The organism is Blautia sp. TM10-2, assembly GCF_003480845.1.
GTDB classification, from domain to species: domain Bacteria; phylum Bacillota; class Clostridia; order Lachnospirales; family Lachnospiraceae; genus Fusicatenibacter; species Fusicatenibacter saccharivorans.
Map to the genome: position 1 here is coordinate 249,090 of NZ_QUJZ01000004.1, position 19,837 is coordinate 268,926.

18 protein-coding genes and 3 pseudogenes are annotated in these 19,837 nt (G+C 48.7%); 18 read left to right on the plus strand and 3 right to left on the minus strand.

The window, feature by feature from the left end; translation table 11 throughout:
* The first annotated feature begins 37 nt into the window (after window positions 1-37).
* The 6 genes from truB to DXD92_RS05765 all read left to right on the plus strand — a co-directional run bounded on the left by truB (window position 38) and on the right by DXD92_RS05765 (window position 5,811).
* Window positions 38-964: a tRNA pseudouridine(55) synthase TruB gene (gene truB, locus DXD92_RS05740; RefSeq protein WP_117804405.1), complete on the plus strand. Its 927-nt coding sequence runs from the start codon at window positions 38-40 to the stop codon at window positions 962-964.
* Entirely contained in the window at window positions 961-1,896 is a 936-nt protein-coding gene (locus tag DXD92_RS05745; protein WP_117760893.1) for a bifunctional riboflavin kinase/FAD synthetase, read from the plus strand. Before truB ends, DXD92_RS05745 begins: the two co-directional genes overlap by 4 nt.
* Before the next feature lie 286 nt (window positions 1,897-2,182).
* Window positions 2,183-2,449 (plus strand): 30S ribosomal protein S15, encoded by a 267-nt coding sequence (rpsO, locus tag DXD92_RS05750; protein ID WP_022462935.1) that lies wholly within the window; start codon window positions 2,183-2,185, stop codon window positions 2,447-2,449.
* 208 nt (window positions 2,450-2,657) lie between these two features.
* Entirely contained in the window at window positions 2,658-4,754 is a 2,097-nt protein-coding gene (locus DXD92_RS05755) for a polyribonucleotide nucleotidyltransferase (protein ID WP_022462936.1), read from the plus strand.
* A gap of 100 nt (window positions 4,755-4,854) precedes the next feature.
* On the plus strand, window positions 4,855-5,349 hold the full coding sequence (gene nrdG / locus DXD92_RS05760; RefSeq protein WP_022462937.1) for an anaerobic ribonucleoside-triphosphate reductase activating protein: 495 nt from the start codon (window positions 4,855-4,857) through the stop codon (window positions 5,347-5,349).
* Between the two features lie 27 nt (window positions 5,350-5,376).
* Complete coding sequence (locus DXD92_RS05765) at window positions 5,377-5,811, plus strand: dUTP diphosphatase (protein ID WP_022462938.1); 435 nt, start codon at window positions 5,377-5,379, stop codon at window positions 5,809-5,811.
* A 139-nt stretch (window positions 5,812-5,950) separates the two neighbouring features.
* Here the strand turns inward: DXD92_RS05765 and DXD92_RS05770 are convergent, their stop codons facing one another.
* The gene (locus DXD92_RS05770; RefSeq protein ID WP_022462939.1) at window positions 5,951-6,916 is read right to left on the minus strand and encodes an NYN domain-containing protein; all 966 of its coding nucleotides are present in this window, start codon (window positions 6,914-6,916) and stop codon (window positions 5,951-5,953) included.
* Between the two features lie 258 nt (window positions 6,917-7,174).
* Here DXD92_RS05770 and DXD92_RS05775 point away from each other — a divergent pair, with 258 nt between their 5' ends.
* Both DXD92_RS05775 and DXD92_RS05780 read left to right on the plus strand, forming a co-directional pair.
* Window positions 7,175-7,384, plus strand: a complete 210-nt coding sequence (locus tag DXD92_RS05775) for a helix-turn-helix transcriptional regulator (protein WP_055228608.1) — start codon at window positions 7,175-7,177, stop codon at window positions 7,382-7,384.
* The gene (locus DXD92_RS05780) at window positions 7,381-8,172 is read left to right on the plus strand and encodes a DUF3169 family protein (protein ID WP_117509183.1); all 792 of its coding nucleotides are present in this window, start codon (window positions 7,381-7,383) and stop codon (window positions 8,170-8,172) included. Before DXD92_RS05775 ends, DXD92_RS05780 begins: the two co-directional genes overlap by 4 nt.
* 80 nt (window positions 8,173-8,252) lie before the next feature.
* Here the strand turns inward: DXD92_RS05780 and DXD92_RS05785 are convergent, their stop codons facing one another.
* Window positions 8,253-9,623 carry an MATE family efflux transporter gene (locus DXD92_RS05785; protein ID WP_117760895.1) on the minus strand — a complete coding sequence of 457 codons (1,371 nt, stop codon included), beginning with the start codon at window positions 9,621-9,623 and terminating at the stop codon, window positions 8,253-8,255.
* Window positions 9,624-10,177: 554 nt separating this feature from the next.
* Here DXD92_RS05785 and DXD92_RS05800 point away from each other — a divergent pair.
* The 5 genes from DXD92_RS05800 to DXD92_RS05820 all read left to right on the plus strand — a co-directional run bounded on the left by DXD92_RS05800 (window position 10,178) and on the right by DXD92_RS05820 (window position 14,446).
* Complete coding sequence (locus tag DXD92_RS05800; protein ID WP_117760897.1) at window positions 10,178-10,582, plus strand: ATP-binding cassette domain-containing protein; 405 nt, start codon at window positions 10,178-10,180, stop codon at window positions 10,580-10,582.
* A 154-nt stretch (window positions 10,583-10,736) separates the two neighbouring features.
* The gene (locus tag DXD92_RS05805) at window positions 10,737-11,189 is read left to right on the plus strand and encodes a GtrA family protein (RefSeq protein WP_117509180.1); all 453 of its coding nucleotides are present in this window, start codon (window positions 10,737-10,739) and stop codon (window positions 11,187-11,189) included.
* Between the two features lie 76 nt (window positions 11,190-11,265).
* Window positions 11,266-11,565, plus strand: a complete 300-nt coding sequence (locus DXD92_RS05810; RefSeq protein WP_055228600.1) for a DUF1294 domain-containing protein — start codon at window positions 11,266-11,268, stop codon at window positions 11,563-11,565.
* Window positions 11,566-11,597: 32 nt separating this feature from the next.
* Entirely contained in the window at window positions 11,598-12,890 is a 1,293-nt protein-coding gene (locus DXD92_RS05815) for a DNA polymerase Y family protein (RefSeq protein ID WP_117760899.1), read from the plus strand.
* A 197-nt stretch (window positions 12,891-13,087) separates the two neighbouring features.
* Window positions 13,088-14,446 carry an MFS transporter gene (locus tag DXD92_RS05820; protein ID WP_118640260.1) on the plus strand — a complete coding sequence of 453 codons (1,359 nt, stop codon included), beginning with the start codon at window positions 13,088-13,090 and terminating at the stop codon, window positions 14,444-14,446.
* Window positions 14,447-14,554: 108 nt separating this feature from the next.
* Here DXD92_RS05820 and DXD92_RS19485 read toward each other — a convergent pair.
* Window positions 14,555-15,210, minus strand: a pseudogene (locus tag DXD92_RS19485) (SulP family inorganic anion transporter); the annotation flags it as partial.
* Window positions 15,211-15,450: 240 nt separating this feature from the next.
* Between DXD92_RS19485 and yfcC the strand changes: the two are divergent.
* The 5 genes and pseudogenes from yfcC to DXD92_RS19645 all read left to right on the plus strand — a co-directional run.
* Window positions 15,451-16,971: a putative basic amino acid antiporter YfcC gene (yfcC, locus tag DXD92_RS05830; protein WP_022462924.1), complete on the plus strand. Its 1,521-nt coding sequence runs from the start codon at window positions 15,451-15,453 to the stop codon at window positions 16,969-16,971.
* A gap of 15 nt (window positions 16,972-16,986) precedes the next feature.
* Window positions 16,987-18,135, plus strand: a complete 1,149-nt coding sequence (gene iadA / locus DXD92_RS05835; protein WP_117760903.1) for a beta-aspartyl-peptidase — start codon at window positions 16,987-16,989, stop codon at window positions 18,133-18,135.
* 152 nt (window positions 18,136-18,287) lie between these two features.
* The gene (locus DXD92_RS05840) at window positions 18,288-19,187 is read left to right on the plus strand and encodes an endonuclease NucS domain-containing protein (protein WP_117760905.1); all 900 of its coding nucleotides are present in this window, start codon (window positions 18,288-18,290) and stop codon (window positions 19,185-19,187) included.
* Between the two features lie 90 nt (window positions 19,188-19,277).
* A pseudogene (locus DXD92_RS05845) lies at window positions 19,278-19,592 on the plus strand (hypothetical protein); the annotation flags it as partial.
* Window positions 19,593-19,738: 146 nt separating this feature from the next.
* Window positions 19,739-19,837: pseudogene (locus DXD92_RS19645) on the plus strand (IS200/IS605-like element IS200H family transposase); the annotation flags it as partial.

A 19,837-nucleotide genomic window follows, 5' to 3' on the forward strand; every position in this document is an offset into this window, starting at 1 on the left:
CCCGGTTTTCTTGTGAAAAAGAGGGAGACAAAACAACATGATAAACGGAGTTCTGAACGTATGGAAAGAGGCGGGATTTACGTCGCATGACGTGGTTGCGAAGCTGCGCGGCATCCTGCACCAGAAAAAAATCGGCCACACCGGAACCCTAGACCCGGATGCGACGGGCGTGCTTCCGGTCTGCCTTGGAAAGGGAACGCGTCTCTGCGATATGCTGACCGATGAAACGAAGACGTATGAAGCGCTGCTTCACCTTGGAATCGCAACGGATACGCAGGACATGAGCGGAACCGTGACAGCAGAAGCGCCAGTGACCGTGACGGAAGAAGAGGTGCGGGACTGCATCGCCTCGTTTGTCGGGGAGCAGCAGCAGGTGCCGCCGATGTATTCCGCGCTGAAGGTTAATGGAAAGAAACTCTACGAGCTGGCGCGGGAAGGCATCGAGATCGAGCGGAAGGCCCGCACGGTGCACTTTTACGAGATCAGCATTCTGGAAATGAAGCTTCCGCTGGTGCGCATGGAGGTAACGTGTTCGAAGGGAACGTATATCCGCACCCTGTGCCACGATATCGGCGAAAAACTGGGCTGCCACGGATGTATGGAGCAGCTGATCCGCACGAGAGTCGGCCAGTTTGACCGAAACGGAGCGCACACGCTTGACGAGATCGCAGCGATTGTCGGTGAGGGCCGCCTTTCGGAGATCCTCGTGCCGGTCGATGAAATGTTTGCCGCGCTGCGCAGCTTTGCGACAGCGGACGATCATGCGAAAAAGCTTGCGGAAAACGGAAATCCGCTGAAACCGGCGCAGATCCGCGAAATCGGGGAAACTGCTTCCGGCGGGGACTTCGCAGAAGACGAGGAGTTCCGCCTTTATCTCGATGGCGGAACGTTTGTCGGTATTTATCAATACAGACCATCACAAAACTTAACCAGACCGGTCAAGTTATTTCTGGAGAGAACATGAGATATCTAACAAAAACACTGGATTTTGACAGCAGAGGGGACAGCGTTGTAACCCTGGGAAAATTTGACGGCCTCCACCGGGGGCATATGCTTCTGATCCGTCGTGTCCTTGCAATCGGCAGAACGGAAGGACTGGAAACGGTTGTGTTTACGTTTGACGTGCCGCCGCAGTCGAAAGTGCAGCATGTCAAGCCGCATCAGCTGCTGACGAATGAGGAGAGAAGAGCCCGCCTCGAACAGCTTGGCATGGACTGCCTTGTGGAATGCCCGTTTGTGGATGAAGTGATGCACATGACGCCGGAAGCCTTTATCAAAGAGATTCTGGTGGATAAGCTGCACGCGAAAAAAGTTGTTGTGGGAAAGGATTTCGGTTTTGGCTACAAGAGAAGCGGCACAGCCGAAATGCTGAAAGAAATGGGCCCGTCCCTTGGTTTTGAAACCGAGATCATCGAAAAAGCAGAGGAAAACGGCCGCGAGATCAGCAGCACCTGGGCACGGGAAGAGCTGGAACAGGGCAATATGGAAGCCGTGAGCGGTCTGCTCGGCTACGATTACGCGGTTCACGGCGAGATTGTCCACGGTCATGCACTCGGCAGAACGATCGGCGTGCCGACCATCAATCAGATCCCGCCGGCAGAAAAGCTGCTTCCGCCGTTCGGCGTCTACGTTTCCGAGGTGAAAATCGAAGGAAAAATTTATTACGGTATCACAAACATCGGTGTTAAGCCGACGGTACAGGAAAAATTTACCGGCGTGGAGACGAATCTTTTTGACTGCAGCGAGGATCTCTATGGAAAACAGGCGGAGGTTTCTCTGTTAAAATTTCTGCGCCCGGAGCAGAAATTTGTTTCGATCGACGCGCTGAAAAACCAGCTCGATCATGATGTTGCGGCAGGAAAAAAATATGTAGAAAAAAAGTTCGCTCAGCAGTGAAACACTCGCTGTTTCGCTGCGTAAGAAAGTGATTCAGGTGTGAGCAGCTCTCCTTTTGCGAAGCAAAACTTAAAATGAGAGCTGCGAAAGTTACAGTTCGGAGAACTGTAACTACGTGAAAATTCATCGCGAAAACATCTGATTTTAGTATTTACAATTCGAAAAGCGTATGCTATACTAATCGAGTATGTGGGACAAAAAAGATCCCCGGACCCTGATTCAGAGGCAGGACACTCCGACCACTTCTTAGTCAGCGGTGCAATCAAAATAATAGGAGGAATTTAAAATGATTTCGAAAGAAAAAAAACAGGCAATCATCAAAGAGTATGCAAGAACTGAGGGAGATACAGGATCACCGGAAGTACAGGTAGCTGTTCTTACCGCAAGAATCGAGGAGCTCACTGAGCATCTGAAAGTTCACCACAAAGATCATCACTCCAGAAGAGGTCTTCTGAAAATGGTTGGTCAGAGACGTGGTCTGCTTGACTACTTAAAGAAAACTGATATTGAAAGATACCGTGCTTTAATCGAGAAGTTAGGAATCAGAAAATAATCAGCTTGGAACAACGGGCGGGATACATTTTCCGCCCGTTTCTTTGCTTGTAAGATCAAAGACAGCAAACGACATGGAGCCATTCTGGGCGCAGGAATTTTATCCGAGACCACTGAAAAACACATTGAAAGCTGCATCTTGTCCGTATTCCGGTGTGCTTTTCAGTTGTTTCGGAAATTCTGCTCAGAAGAAAAAAAGGAGATTATTTATGTACAAGAGTTTTTCTATGGAACTGGCAGGCAGAACCCTGACCGTAGACGTAGGCCGTGTAGCAAAACAGGCAAACGGCGCAGCATTTATGCATTATGGCGATACTGTAGTTCTTTCTACAGCAACCGCATCTGAGAAACCGCGTGATGGCATCGACTTCTTCCCATTAAGCGTTGAGTACGAAGAGAAGATGTACGCCGTTGGAAAAATCCCGGGCGGATTCAACAAAAGAGAAGGAAAAGCAAGCGAGCACGCAATTCTGACCAGCCGTGTCATTGACCGTCCGATGCGTCCGCTGTTCCCAAAAGATTACCGCAACGATGTTACCTTAAACAACATGGTAATGTCCGTAGATCCGGAGTGTGATCCGGAAGTAGTCGCAATGCTGGGTTCCGCAATCGCAACCTGCATTTCCGACATCCCGTTTGACGGTCCGTGTGCCATGACTCAGATCGGTATGATCGACGGCGAGTTCATCGTAAACCCGACTCTCGCACAGAAAGCAGTATCCGACCTGAAACTGACCGTAGCTTCCACCAGAGAGAAAGTCATCATGATCGAAGCCGGAGCAAAAGAGATTCCGGAAGCAAAAATGATCGACGCCATCTACAAAGCACACGAAGTAAACCAGGAAATCATCAAATTCATCGACAGCATCGTAGCAGAGGTTGGAAAACCGAAACACGCTTATGAGAGCTGCGCTATTCCGGAAGAGCTGTTTGCAGCGATCAAAGAGATCGTTCCTCCGGCCGAGATGGAAGAGGCTGTTTTCAGCGATGACAAACAGACAAGAGAAGAAAACATCCGTGTCATCACCGAGAAACTCGAGGAGGCATTTGCCGACAACGAAGAGTGGCTGGCAGTATTAGGCGAGGCTGTTTACCAGTATCAGAAAAAGACTGTTCGTAAGATGATCTTAAAAGACCACAAACGTCCGGACGGCCGTGCGATCACAGAAATCCGTCCTCTGGCAGCAGAGGTTGACATTATCCCGCGTGTTCATGGTTCCGCTATGTTCACCCGTGGACAGACTCAGATCTGCAACGTAACAACACTGGCTCCGCTTTCCGAAGCACAGAAACTGGACGGACTGGATGAGTTCGAGACCTCCAAACGTTACATGCATCAGTACAACTTCCCGTCCTACTCTGTAGGTGAGACAAAACCGTCCCGCGGACCGGGACGCCGTGAGATCGGCCATGGTGCTCTGGCAGAACGTGCCCTGGTTCCGGTACTTCCGACCGAGGAAGAGTTCCCGTACGCAATCCGTACCGTATCCGAGACCTTCGAGTCCAACGGTTCTACTTCCCAGGCAAGTATCTGTGCATCCACCATGTCTCTGATGGCTGCCGGTGTACCGATCAAAAAACCGGTTGCAGGTATCTCCTGCGGTCTGGTAACAGGCGAGACCGATGATGATTACCTCGTACTGACCGATATCCAGGGTCTCGAAGACTTCTTCGGCGACATGGACTTTAAGGTAGCTGGTACCCACGACGGAATCACTGCAATCCAGATGGATATCAAGATCCATGGACTGACCCGTCAGATCGTAGAAGAGGCGATTGCCAGAACGAAACAGGCAAGAGAGTACATCCTGACCGAGGTTATGGAGAAAGCGATCGCAGAGCCGCGTAAGACGGTCGGCGAGTTCGCTCCGAAGATCATCCAGATGATGATCGACCCGCAGAAGATCGGTGAAGTTGTCGGCCAGAGAGGAAAGACCATCAACGCCATCATCGATGAGACCGGCGTAAAGATCGACATCACAGATGACGGTGCAGTTTCCATCTGCGGAACCGAGCAGGCTATGATGGATCAGGCAAAGAAATATATCGAGATCATCGCAAGCGACTTTACCGAGGGACAGATCCTGACCGGAAAAGTTGTCAGCATCAAAGACTTCGGTGCTTTCCTTGAGTTCGCACCTGGAAAAGAAGGTCTGGTACACATCTCCAAGCTCGCCAAACAGCGTGTTGAGAAAGTAGAAGACGTTGTCAGCCTTGGCGATGTTGTAAAAGTAGTCTGCATGGGCAAAGATAAGATGGGCCGTGTAAGCTTCAGTATCAAGGATGTTCCGGCAGACGCGAAATAAATAGATCTGCCAGACGATAAAGAGCGGGGAACACAGAAAAAGGGATCTGCAAAACGGTTCGTTTTTCTGTGTTTTCTTATGTCCAATAGGAGTGAAAGCTATGAGATACCATAATATAACGAAAGACGATATGCTGAACGGAGACGGCCTGCGCGTCGTGCTCTGGGTCGCCGGATGCGGTCATCACTGCAAGGGATGTCAGAATCCGATTACCTGGGATCCAAATGGCGGCATCCCGTTTGATGACGCGGCAAAGGCAGAAATTTTTGAACAGCTGGACAAGGACTACATTTCCGGCATCACCTTTTCCGGCGGAGATCCGCTGCATGAGGCAAACCGGGCGGATGTGACGGCTCTGGCAAAAGAGATCAAGGAAAGATATCCGAAAAAAGATATCTGGGTTTACACCGGATATGAGTGGGAATCCGTCTGTGATCTGGAACTGATGGATTACACGGACGTGGTTGTGGACGGCCGCTTTATTCTTGCCCAGAGGGACGTTACCTTGGAATGGAAGGGCAGCCCGAATCAGAGAGTCATTGATGTGAAAAAGACGAGAGCACGCGGCGAAGTCGTACTGTTCGGCGAAAAGTAGTCACGCAAAAAGAAAAGGAGACGCTTTATGGAAACCATTAAAATTCAGTATTTAAACGATGAAATTGAGCGCCTGCGCTATATCGACGGAAAGTCCGACTGGATCGACCTGCGCGCGGCAGAAGAAGTAGAGTTAAAGGCCGGAGAATTCAAGCTGATCCACCTCGGCGTTGCCATGCAGCTGCCGGAGGGCTACGAGGCGCATATTGTGCCGAGAAGCAGCACCTTCAAGAACTTCGGTATTATCCAGACGAACCACTGCGGTATCATCGATGAGAGCTACTGCGGACCGAACGACTGGTTCTACATGCCGGCGTATGCCCTGCGCGACACCGTGATTCATGTGAATGACCGCATCTGCCAGTTCCGCATCGAGAAACACCAGCCGACCATCGGCTTTGAAGAAGTTGACCACTTAAACGGCGAGGACCGCGGCGGAATTGGAAGTACAGGAAAAAGATAACAACAGACGAAATAAAAAGAGCCTCCGGGTGTCAGAAAATCTGACATTTCCGGGGGCTTTTTGTTGCGGGCACACCAAACATGTACATGGTATATCAAGCACGATCCGGATCCGGCGAATCTGGTTTATGTTTTAAATGCTATTGTTTCATCTGTACCGTATTGTTTGTGATTTTGAATTTTTTGAAACTGTTGATAAAACTTGAAATCCTGCTATATCCATACTGCTTCACATCGAAGCCCGGGAAACGGTTCCGCAGGGCATCGTGAATAATGCTGAGGTTGTCGATATGGCCTCCGTTGGAGCAGATCAGATCCGTGATACATTTTTCAATCTGCTGGCGCGATACGGTGTTCTGGCGTTCCTTTACGAGGTAATTATGACCGGTTTTCAGCACTTCGATATCGTTCATGCTTTCTAGAAACGTGGAAAGTTTGGAATAACCGTAATTTCGAACGTCAAACTCTGAGAATTTCTTCTGCAGGATACTGCCGATCTCACTAAGTGTCGTATTTTTTCCGTGATCATTGTTCTCTGTCAGTACACGGGAAACCGTCCGCTCGATTTCTGCCTTGCTTGTAATGGAAGGGGGTTCGTCCTGAGAAGTGCCGTAGCGCGCCGGATTTTCCGAGACAGCGGTAATCGCAGGGGAGATATCGTCCTCGTTCTGGGAAATGATTTCGAGAATTTTAAAGGCATCGCACGCAACGCGGAAGGAAGAAGGGGTTTTCTGCTCGCCCATGCCGAGCACAAACATGCCGGATTCACGCAGACGCTGCGCCAGCTTGGTAAAATCAGAGTCCGAAGAAACCAGGCAGAAGCCCTCCACATTTCCGGAGTAGAGGATGTCCATGGCATCGATGATCATCGCGGAGTCAGTTGAATTTTTTCCGTTCGTATTGCTGTACTGCTGGATCGGATTGATCGAGTAGCGCAAAAGCTGCTCTTTCCAGCTCTTTTTCGAGATATCGGTCCAGTCCCCGTAGATCCGTTTGTACGTGGCAACACCCTGGTCGGAAACCTCGTCCAGGATATATTTGATGTATTTCGGGGAAACATTGTCCGCATCGATCAATACGGCAAACCGGCTGTCTTTCTGTTCCATAGATTCTGTCCTTTCTGCGGCTTGAATAGTTACGAAAATAGATATCTCTAGTTTAGTACATTTCGGCCTACAAATCAACCGGGAGTTTAACCGAATCAAGTAAGTCCCCTGCTTCCATTGCGAATATCTGCTTGACAATGACAAAAAAACTTGTCAAAACTATTGACAAATAAAGTTGTCAATAGTAGAGTAGTAGATGACAAGAAAAGTTGTCAAATAGAGAGCTCATCTAAAAATAAAGTGAAAGGAGATACTGCGATGCCGCTGTACAATCAGTTAAAAGAGTACCGTTCGAAGCTTGGCATCAACCAAACCGACCTTGGAAAAATGGCGGGAGTATCGAGACAGACCATCAGCCTGATTGAGCGGGGAGACTATTCACCGTCGGTGACACTGGCATTAAAACTTGCAAAAATCTGTGAAGTAAAAGTAGAAGATATTTTTCAATATGAGGAGGATGAACCATGAAAGAAAAACAGGGGAACAAACCAAATTCCTACGGAAAGCTGACGAAGCGGATGCTGATTTATCTGGGAATCGGCGGAGTCTGCGGTTTTTTTGTCGGAATTTTTATGACGTTCGGTGTGAAAAATGGCATGAGTGATCTGAGCGATCTGGTCCGCCCGCTGGCACTGCCGATCATTGCGGTAATTTTCGTTGTAAGCATTGTCCTGATGGAATTTTACAGCCGGAAATTAAAGGATACGATGAAGCATCTCGAAGAAGCAGAGGATGAACAGTACGAAGTCTTAAGCTATGAAGAAGAGAAATACGGCGCGATGCTGATGAACTGCAATGTGATTTCGCAGGTCTGCGATATCATCGTGCTGACATTTACCTTTTCCCGTTCTTGGCTGGAAGAAGCATCGGGAAAAGAGCTCGCCGGATTCCTGGCAACCTGTGCTCTGTTTTGTATCAACTTCTTTCTCTATGGCTATTATCAGATGCGTTATGTAAAAATGGTTCAGGCAGCTCACCCGGAGAAGAGAGGCGATATGAACTCAAAAAACTTCCAGAAAGACTGGATGGCAAGTTGCGATGAGGCAGAAAAAGAGATGGTATATCAGAGTGCCTATAAGGCCTATATGGCGCTGGGCAAGATGATTCAGATCCTGCTGTGTGCGACGATGATCCTGCATCTGGTGTTCCATACCGGTATTCTCGCAGTCATTGTCGTGGGCGTCATTTATCTGACGATGACACTCACATATCATCGTTCCTGTGTAAGTCTGCAGAAAGCAAAACTGAATCTGTAATCCTGTAAATACAAAAAACTGCGTGGAATGCATTTCAGAATCGTGCATTCCGCGCAGTTTTGCGTTTGGTATGAAAAATGTCAGCTGATCGGAGCCGTCGGTATCTTTGAATTATACTTTTTGTCGATATCCTTCATGACAAACAGATACGAAACACCGGTAAAGACAGCTGCCGTCACCCAGGCTGCCGGGTCACAGAAGCAGGCGAGCGGATAGCTGATGACTTTTATGGCAATCACAGCTACAATAAGGCGCGCAAAGAGTTCAGAAACACCGCCCATCATAGGTAGAAAGCCGTAGCCGCAACCCTGCATTGCATTTCGGAAAATAAAGATGGTGCAGAGCGGTACATAAAAAAGAGCACACATATAGGAATAAGTCTTTGCCCATGGCATCATGGCGGCCATATCGACATCACCCGAGAAGAAGAGGGAAAGACATGGCTTCAGAAGAAGGAAGACGAGAACAGCGGCTGCGATCGAATATGTGATGGAAGTCAGAAGTGCAGCGCGAACTCCCTTTTTAATCCGTGGAATATCGCCCTTTCCGAAATTTTGCCCGCTGTAGGTTGCCATCGTCTGTCCCATTGCGGAAAAGCCCTGTGTGACCAGATTCTGCAGCTTACAGGCCGCCGTAAAAGCGGCAACTGCCTCCGAGCCGAACAGGTTAATGGCAGCCTGCATAATCATTGTACCGGATGCGGTGATGGCAAACTGGAGTGCCATCGGAATGCCCATCGAGAGCTGATGGCGGGAATCTGCCGCATGAAGCTTCCAGTGGTGTTTTTCCGGCCACATATCCGGCATGGAGCGATAAATATAAAAAAGACAGAGCACAGCAGAAATTCCCTGGGAGAAAACGGTTGCATATCCGGCTCCCGCAACGCCCATTTTAAAACGAATGATGAGAAGCAGATCCAGAAGAACATTTAATACAGCCGAAAAAATCAGGAACATCAGCGGAGTCTGGCTGTTTCCTACTGCACGCAGATAGGAGGAAAGCAGATTGTAAAAAATCGTAGCGATCAGGCCACCGCAGATAATCATAATATAGGTATAAGCGTCCTGAAAAATATTTTCCGGTGTGTTCATGAGATGCAGCAATGGCCGCATGGAGATCATGCTGAAGAATGTCAGGACAACTGTGAAAAGGAGAGCCAGTAGAATGCCGTTTGCCACACTTCGCTTTACTCCGCGCGTATCCTTTGCACCGAACCGTTGCGATGTCAGAACCGTAAAGCCTGCTGTGATGCCCTGCGCAAATCCAAGCACCAGGAACATAATCGTTCCCGTAGAACCAACTGCAGCCAGTGCATCCGCTCCGACATATCGGCCAACGATAATCGTGTCTGCCATGTTGTAGAGCTGCTGGAAAATATTTCCGATAATCAGCGGCAGCGTAAACTGCAGAATGACCGGAAGCGGACTTCCCTTTGTCATGTCTTTTTCCATGAGAAAACCTCCTCGAAATGATGGTAAAATAAGTTTTATCTTCGCTTAAAACGAAAGTTATTTTATCACATTCTGAAGAGGTTGTCATATCCTTATTTTGACATTTTTTCTGCGAAATTTGACGAAGGGAAAAGTGAACGACTTGAATAGACAGTTATAAAAATTTGTCATATGCAGACTTTATTTTTTCCGCCATTTGCTGCAGCCTTTGCGCGCGTAGACCGAAAATACGAACTGCAAGATCACCGCAGGAAAGTATAGTTGCGCCGCCGTCAATTTTCGGATCGGAGGCAAGAAATTCCCGGATTTCATCCAGAAGGGTATCTGCGTGCTCCGATCGTGAGAGAAAGAGATTTACGTCTCGAGTCCCTGCGAGTGTGAATACGTACCGATTGGAAATAAAGCATCGTTGATCTGAAGAAGATAAAAATTAAGTTCGGACATAAAAAGTCTCCTGAAAATCATAAGATACGGAATGAGCCTGCCCGCGAAAAGAGGTCGGCCCATTCTTCCGAAGGTACGGACAAAAACCGCATCAGTGATGATGGTTGTGGATGGATGCGGAAATCCGCTGGTCAAAATCGAGCTTTTTCACCTCTTTTTCTTCACCGGGCTCAAAACGGACCGAAGTTCCGGAGGGAAGAATCACCGGACTTATCGGAAAAAACGGAGCAGGAAAGAGCACGGCGATCCGCCTGATGCTCGGCCTTGTAAAAGCGGAGAGCGGAACGATCGAACTCTTTGGAAAACCGATCACAGAGATCACACTGCAGGACCTGCAGAAAATCGGTGTATCGCTGGCAGAGTCGGGCTTCAACGGGCAGTTTACGATCGCGGAGCTGCTTGGCACCATCACGGGAAACGTTCCTGGACAGGCGGGAATTTTTGCGGTAAGCATCGCAGTTGTGCTGATTTCGTATGGGATCAGTGTAAGATTTATGGAGAAACGGGAGATTTAGAGAAATTCAAAGACGCCGGATTTCATGTTTGTATGTGAAATCCGGCGTTTTTGACGTGAGGAAAAACAATACGGAAACTTGAAAAAACTGCCGTGATATGGTATTCTCATAGAGTCGTTGACTCGAAAATAATAGAAGAAACAAGAGGAAAAACATGAAGAAATTATTTGCACAGATTGTGAAATTCGGTATCGTCGGCGTTATCAGCTTCGGCATCGACTACGTGACCGGTCTTATTGTCCTGAATCTTGTGATGGCGCTGACTTCCAGCTCTTACTTTGAAGCGGCATCCCTCATCGGTTCCGTTGCCGGATTTACCGTATCGGTCATTGCAAATTACATTTTAAGCTTCAAATTTGTCTTTGAGCGGAAAGAAGAAATGAACAAAAAAGTCGAGTTCATCACCTTTGTCGTCCTTTCCCTGATCGGCATGCTGCTCAACAGTTTCCTGATCTGGATCGTCGTAGGCCCGATCTACGGCGGTAATGTTGCACTGCAGCAGAACATAGGCCATAACCTGATCTACACAATCGCGAAAGTATTCGCGACGGCGATTGTTATGGTATACAATTTTGTGACCAGAAAAATATTTCTGGAGAAAAAGTAATTTTGAAAAGAGTTTGAAAAAGGCAGCGCAGAAAAACGCTGCCTTTTTTGAAAAAAGAAAGGCTGGTGCGTAAAAAATGGAACATTCGATCTTACAGACAGTATTGTGGAGTTACCTGATTTGTATTAATATCATTACCATAGCAGTCTATGGAATCGACAAACGAAGTGCGGTGCGGGGAAAATGGAGAATCCGCGTTTCCACCTTGCTTGGACTTGCGGCAGCCGGCGGCTCGGTGGGAGCCTTGCTGGGCATGCACCTGTTTCATCACAAGACAAGAAAAAAGAAATTCACGATTGGAGTCCCGCTGATGCTGGCGGCGCAGATCCTTCTTCTTTTCTTTCTGGCAAAAGCAGGTCTGCTGTTTTTTGCATAGAGAGCAGCAGAATTTGAAAGAGGGTTAAAAAAATGAGAGAAGAACAAACGAAGGCGACAACAGAACGCCTGATTTTTCACGTAGATGTCAACAGCGCCTTTTTATCCTGGGAGTCGGTGCGGCGGATCAAAGAGGGACTGCCGGATCTGCGGGACATTCCTGCCTGTATCGGCGGCGATCCGACGAAGCGGACAGGAATCGTTGTGGCAAAGTCGATCCCGGCGAAAAAATGCGGTGTCCAGACCGGTGAACCTGTGGCAATGGCACTGCGGAAATGTCCGAACATGGTCATTGTCCCGAGTGATTTCGACCTCTACGTCAGGTGTTCCCGTGCCTTCAAGAAAATCTGCGCCGCCTACACCCCGGTCATGGAATCCTTTTCGATCGATGAGGTATTCCTCGATATGACGGGAACTTCCCTTCTGTATCCGGACCCGATTGCGGCGGCGCACGAAATCAAGGACCGGATTTACGAGGAGCTTGGATTTACCGTCAATATTGGAATCTCCACAAATAAACTCCTGGCCAAAATGGCATCTGATTTCGAAAAACCAAACAAAGTACACACTCTGTTCCCAGAAGAAATCCCCGAAAAAATGTGGCCGCTTCCGGTACGCGAGCTGTTGTTCCTCGGAAAAGCATCCGAAAAGAAACTGATCGAGGCCGGAATCCGCACAATCGGAGACTTGGCGCATGCGCGCGAAGCGGATATCCAGACGCTGATCGGCAAGAAAAACGGCCATCAGCTCTACCAGTACGCCCGCGGCATCGATGATTCCCCTGTAAAAGCGCAGCCCGATGAGGCCAAAGGCTTCAGCGCCGAGACGACCTTCAACGAGGACATCATCTCCATCGAACAGGTGAATCCGATCCTTCTCGCCCAGTGCGACATCGTAGCCGCCCGCATGCGTCGGAAAAAGAAAAAATGCACCTCCGTTTCCGTAACGTTTCGCACTCTCGAGTTTCGAAACCGTTCACACCAGACCAAACTCCCCAATGCGACAGATGTGACAGATGAAATCTACCGCTGCGCCAAACAGCTCTTCCGCGAATCCTGGAAAGGCGAGCCCCTCCGCCTGATCGGCGTCGCCGTGACCGGTCTTACCGAAGACGATTTCGAACAGCTCTCCCTCTTCGAAGATCCCGAAAAGAAGGAGAAAAGCCGTAAACTCGATGCCGCCCTCGACGCGATCCGCCAGAAATACGGCAACGACAAAGTCACCCGCGCGAGCATCCTGAACGGCACACAGGGGATTGCGAGAAAAGCGAAGGCAGAGATGAAAAATGATGCGGAAAGCTGCGAGCTGAGAAATCAGCATAGTTGATTTCCCCTGGTGAGTGGAAGAAATTCTGCGAACCTTGGAAAGCTGATAATCATCTGTGCGAGGTATCTATCCCCAACCGGGAGATTGCTGCAGGAAGGGGTTACGGAAGTCATCAAACTTGGAATCGCCTTTTCTGGAAAAAATGTAAAAATTTGGACGGTATAAAAACAGGAGAAGACAAAACAGGGGGAAGCAAAATGAAAAAATTAACAACGGTAAAGATATGGCAGTTCGCAGCAGGCCAGTTTGGATGGGCGCTGCTGTCTGGTATCATATCGAACTGGCTGGTGTACTTTTATCAGCCGGATGAAACCGCAATCAGCCAGGGACAGACGGTATTCATACCGCAGGGTCTGGTGATTTTCGGGGTTTTTACCATCATTGGAGGGATCACAGCCTTCGGAAGAATTTTTGATGCATTCACTGATCCGATGATTGCGTCCTGGTCAGATCGGTGCACTTCAAAAAACGGACGGCGGATCCCGTTCTTAAAAGGCGCGTCCCTGCCGCTGGCACTTTCCACCGTGCTGGTGTTCTGGTCACCGGTGAATGAAAACAGCTGGATCAATGTGGCATTCTTGTTTGGTATGATTCTGGCATATTACCTTTCGATCACGGCATACTGTACTCCGTACAATGCCCTGATTCCGGAACTGGGCCATACACAGCAGGAACGCCTGAATATATCCACCATCATTTCTTTCACCTTTATTGCAGGAACCGCTGTGGCCTATCTGGCACCGGCGATCTGGGGTACGCTGATTCCTTCCTTCGGAAGAGTAAATGCAATCAGGATCACTTTCACAGCCATGGCAGCGGCAGCATTCGTATGCATGCTTGTGCCGGTATTCTGCATCCGGGAAAAAGATTACGTAGATACCGTTCCCTCGAAGGATTCGGCTTTTCGTTCCCTTACAGCAACCTTTCGGAATGGAGAATTCCGGAAATTTGTAGGATCTGATATCTTTTACTGGATCGCCCTCACCATGTTCCAGACGGGCCTTCCGTTTTTCGTTACCAGTCTGCTGAAACTCCCGGAGACAATGACAACACTGTATTTTGTGGGAATGACCGCACTGTCGCTTGTCTTTTACGTTCCGGTCAACAAGCTGACACCGAAACTGGGCAAGAAAAAGATGATTCTGTTTGCATTTGCTGTTTTCAGCCTTGCATATTTTTACACAGGTTTTATGGGAAACATCCCATTCATCCCGGAAACCGTACAGGGTCTGATTCTGACAGTCGTGGCAGCACTTCCCATGGCGATTTTCGGTATTCTGCCGCAGGCAGTTGTCGCGGATATCGCACAGAGCGATGCAGTTACCTCAGGAAGCAGCCGAGAGGGAATGTTCTACGCAGCCCGGACCTTCGCTTTCAAGCTGGGCCAGAGCCTTTCCATGCTGATTTTTACCGCAGTCTCCACCATCGGAGCGGGAACTGGAACCGGCTACCGGATTGCCGCATTCGGTGCAGCTGTATTCTGCGGCGCAGGCGGACTGATACTGATGTTTTACGATGAGAAAAAGATTAACTGCGTGATCAACGGAAAAGCATAGGTCAGTACTCAGCACGGCGGCCTTTTTTATGTGTAGAAGCTATTCGGCATAAAGGAGAAAGGATCACAGGTGATACAGACCAGATGCTGCGGCAGCTGCAGTTTCACATTATCTCGAAATCAGCTCCTCCGCATGCTTTAACGCATCCGAAATATTCGAACAGAAATTTTCTTCCCCGACAAGATCCACAAAGCCGGATTTTTTCATCACCTTCATCGGCTGCTCATTCACATGAGAGAAGACGAGGGTGATCCCTTTCGATTCGCAGAGCTTCGTCAGATTCTGTAGTGCATTCATGGCTGTACTGTCGATCGCCGGTACGCTCCGCATCCGGAGAACGAGACATTTTGTGAAATCCTTTACCACGATGTGCTCAATCGCATCCGCCGCGCCAAAGAAGAGCGGTCCTGTGATCTCGTATACACGGACTTCCAGCGGCAGCTTCTGCAGATGTTCATCTACCGCCGGGGAATCATCGTCCACATAGACCCAGCTGTCGGCGTGCGTCCGCCGTTTTTGATATTTGCCGCCGTTCTGGCAATCACTCCCGTAGCCGGAATACCGCCGAAAAGCGCAGAAGCAATATTTCCGGCACCCTGTGCAATCAGCTCTGTATCCGAACGATGCTTGCTGTTGATCATGCCGTCCGCAACAACACAGGAGAGAAGCGACTCAATCGCCGCAAGCACCGCGATCGTAAACGCATTTGGAATCGCCGACTGAATCAGTTTCATGTCAAAAACCGGCAGATGAAGCGCCGGAAGCAAGAACCTTTCAAGTATAGCATAAGAGACGGGAAGCAGGAAACCTTAAAAGGAATTGTTTACCTTTCTATACAATCATGTTATGCATGACATTGCACACAGCCGGCAGAAAAATCCGAATGGAAAATTTTTCTGTCACTTTTTTGATTTTTTCAGTGACTTTCCTCTATGATCTATGGTACACTAATCCAAGCGCGTTAAAAACGAGAATAGAATATCAAATGGAGGAAATCTCAAAATATGAGCAAAAAGAAAGGCGAAGGCCTGAAATCATTCAACAGGGGATTTAACGTGCCGGATACCTACATTATCATCTTTTTTGTGGTGGTTATCGCGGCCGTCATGACCTTCCTCGTCCCGAAAGGCTATTACGAGACGGAGGATGTCACGTACCTGATGAACGGGGTAGAAAAGACCCGTACCGTCATCAAAGACGGAAGCTTCCAGTATCTGACCGATGCTGCCGGAAAACCGGTCACAGAAGGCGTTGCACTGTTCAGCGGCGACGGCGGAACCGGATTTTTCAATTACATGTATAACGGAATTATCAGCAGCTCCGCTATCGAAATCATCGCATTTCTGATGGTAGTCGGCGGTGCTTTCGGCATCATGATCCGCACCGGAGCCGTTGAAGCCGGTCTGATCGGCCTGATCCGTAAAGCAAAAGGAGCCGAAAAACTGCTGATCCCGGTCCTTTTCGTCCTGTTTTCCCTCGGCGGAGCCGTGTTCGGAATGGGAGAAGAGGCCCTTCCGTTCACCATGATCCTCTGCCCGCTGTTCGTCGCTGTCGGATACGACACGGTCATTGCCGTGCTTGTCACGTACGTCGCAACACAGATCGGCTTCGGATCCTCCTGGATGAACCCGTTCTCTGTCGGAATCGCACAGGGAATCGCCGGCGTTGACGTCTTCTCCGGCGCAGGTTTCCGTATGGTGATGTGGGTGGTGTTCACCGCTCTTGGCTGCGGCATGACCATGTTCTATGCAGCAAAAGTAAAAAAGACCCCGGAAATCTCCGTTGCTTACGAAAGTGACCAGTATTTCCGTGATCAGAACGAAAAAACAGGCATCGACGAGGGCCATTCCTTCGGCATCGGCCATATCCTAGTTCTGGTGACACTGGCTGTTACCGTTGTCTGGGTTATCTGGGGCGTTATGGCAAAAGGTTATTACATGGCCGAAATCGCAACCCAGTTCTTCATCATGGGAATTGTGGCAGGTGTGATCGGTGTCATTTTCCATCTGAATGACATGAAAGTGAACGACATTGCCGTTTCCTTCAAAGACGGCGCAAAAGACCTGATCGGCGCAGCACTCGTTGTTGCGATGGCACAGGGCATCATGCAGGTGCTCGGCGGTTCCGATCCGACCACACCGACCGTTATCAACACCATTATGTACGGCATCTCACAGGCACTGGCCGGTCTTTCCGGTGCAGCCGCAGCCGTGCTGATGTACGTGTTCCAGTCGGTCTTCAACTTTTTCGTCGTGTCCGGCTCCGGCCAGGCGGCGATCACCATGCCGATCATGGCACCGCTCGCGGACCTTCTCGGCGTATCCCGCCAGACATCCGTCCTTGCGTTCCAGCTCGGTGATGCTTTCACAAACCTGATCGTCCCGACCTCCGGCTGCCTGATCGGCTCCCTGGCGATTGCAAAAATCGAGTGGTCGAACTGGATCAAATTCATGTGGAAATTCTTAGGGATACTGATGATTGGAGCAGTCATTACGATTCTGATTGCGGTTGCCATTGGATTTTAAGAGGAGTGAGAGAAAATGATATTATTTCAGAACATAGACGTCTATGCGCCGGAATACCTCGGAAGAAAAGACGTTCTTACTGTGTATGATAAAATTGTCAAGATCGCAGATGCCGGCACGATAACGGCAGACGGCCTGCTCTTTGGCGCGGAGACCGTAGACGGAACCGGACTTGTCCTGACACCTGGCTTTGTCGACTGCCATGTTCACGTGCTCGGCGGAGGCGGCGAGGGCGGCTTTGCCAACCGCACCCCGGAGGCGACGATGGAAGGCCTGAACAAGTTCGGTGTGACAACCGTTGTCGGCTGCCTCGGAACTGACGGCATTGGCCGTGACATGTGCGCGCTCGTGGCAAAAACAAAAGGCCTCCGGGAGCAGGGCATGTCCGCCTGGTGCTACACCGGCAGCTATCAGGTTCCGGTGCGTACACTGACGGATGGAATTACGAAAGATATCATGATGATCGAAGAAATCATCGGAACCGGCGAAATCGCCATCTCGGACCACCGATCCTCACAGCCGACCTTCGAAGAATTCGCCCGACTGGCAGCAGACACGCGCCTCGGCGGTGTTCTTTCCGGGAAAGCGGGAGTGATCAATGTCCACCTTGGCGACGGTGCAAGATGTATGGAGCTGATCGAACGCGTCATCAGCGAAACCGAAATCCCGGCCAGCCAGTTCCTCCCGACCCATGTCAACCGGAATGAGAAGCTGTTCCAGAAGGCAATTGAATACGCCGTAAAGGGCGGTGCGGTCGATTTCACCGGAAATGAAGAGATCGATTACTGGGAAACTGTCTGTGATGAAGTCCGCGTGTGCAAAGGAATCCGCCGCATGCTGGATGCAGGCGTGAATCCGAAACACATCACCATCTCATCCGACGGTCAGGGCAGTCTGCCGATCTTTAATGAGAAGGGAGAATTCCTGCGGATGGGCATGGGCCAGTCGAGCTGTTTGCTGAAAGAAGTAAAAGAATGCGTGGAGAAAGCGGGAATTCCGCTGGAAACCGCAATTTCGACGATTACGGCAAACCCGGCAGAGATCCTGTCACTGAAAGGAAAAGGAAAAATCCAGGAAGGGTTTGATGCAGATCTTTGCGTACTGGATCAGGGACTGGAGATTCAGGAAGTCGTTGCACGGGGGAAGACGGTGTATCGGAAATAGCATATTGGTAATATTGGGAAAAGGTCACAGCTTTGCGGAGCTGCGGCCTTTTTTGATGGGAATGCCTGCGGAAAGAATGTTTTACAATAGTATTTTGTAAGAAGGTACGATATAATGAACATATATCTTGCGACAGGGAAGGAGAAACTGCAGTGTCGGAAATAAAACTTTTTGAGGTCGGAACGGTTGTGAAAGAGCGCACCTCTTCCACGGTAGTATTGGAGAAACAACTGCAAACAACGATAGAGCAGAACATGGAGACATTTTTCGGCGTTCGTTTTCTGAAAAGTGAATATATGATCACATCCGGAAGAATGGACAGCATCGGAATTGATGAAAATAATAGCCCAGTGATTTTTGAGTATAAGAGAAGCTCGAGCGAGAACGTAATTAATCAGGGATTATTCTATCTGGATTGGCTTTTGGATCACAAAGCGGATTTCAAACTGCTTGTGATTGAAAAACTGGGTATGGAAGTAGCAGACCAGATTGATTGGTCGGTGCCTTGTGTGATTTGTATTGCAAGTGATTTTACGAAATACGACGTGCATGCAGTGAATCAGATGCAGAGGAATATCAAGTTGGTGAAATATCGGAAATATGGGGAAGATCTGTTGCTGTTTGAACATCTGAACACACCGGTGGCAAAGCCAGTAACGGAAACATCAACCATTTCAACAACAAGTAGTACATACACACAGAAAACACATTTAGAGAAGCTGTCATCAGCAAGCAGCCATTTCAAAACATTATATACGGCGCTTTGTGACTACATCGAATCGCTAGGAGACGATCTTGTTCCAAACCAATTGAAGCTGTATTTGGCCTATAAGAAAGTGCAGAACATTTTCTGCATTGAAATTTATAACAAACAGATCCTGCTCCGAATGAAACTCGACCCGGACACTGTTGAACTGGAAGAAGGATTCACAAGAGATACCCGCGGGATTGGACATTACGGAACGGGGGAGCTGGAAGTGTCAATCAAGACGGCAGAAGACTTTCAGAAGGCAAAGAAGCTGATTGATCGGGCGTATCAGGAGACGTTATAAAGCATGGTAAAAACTGGAAAATGATGAAAAAATTTGAATTGTAAAGTCAAATACGTTACAATTTAAAGTTAGAACAGAGAGGATGAAACGGTGAAAGAAGAAATAATACAAAACATAAATCAAGGGTTGGAAGCAGCCTATATCAATGGAAATCTTGCTTCAAATCTGGAATATAAACCGAGTTTTATATCAAACAATCCAGAAGAGGGTAAAAAAGTTATTTCTTCTATTGAAGAAGAGCTACTTCGCTGTGAACAATTCCAGATTAGTGTGGCATTTATCACAATGGGAGGAATTACGCCCCTCCTGCAGACGTTAAAAGAACTCGAGCGAAAGAGAATCCCGGGGCAAATTCTTACAACGAACTACTTAGATTTTAGTGAGCCAAGAGCGTTGGCAAAACTGAATGAATTGAATGAAAAGTCTAATCCCCCAGCTATGCTGGGGAGAATAGAGTAGTCGGAAGTGGTGAGGATAACAAAATAAAGCCTCCTGTGATAGAATGAGAATGGTGTCGCAAGCCAAACTCAAAATCAAAGGAGGCGGTCCAAATGGACAATAAAAGTTTATCACATACTCGTTGGAAATGCCAGTATCACATTGTGTTTATTCCTAAAATACCGAAAGAAGGTATTGTATGGGAGAATACG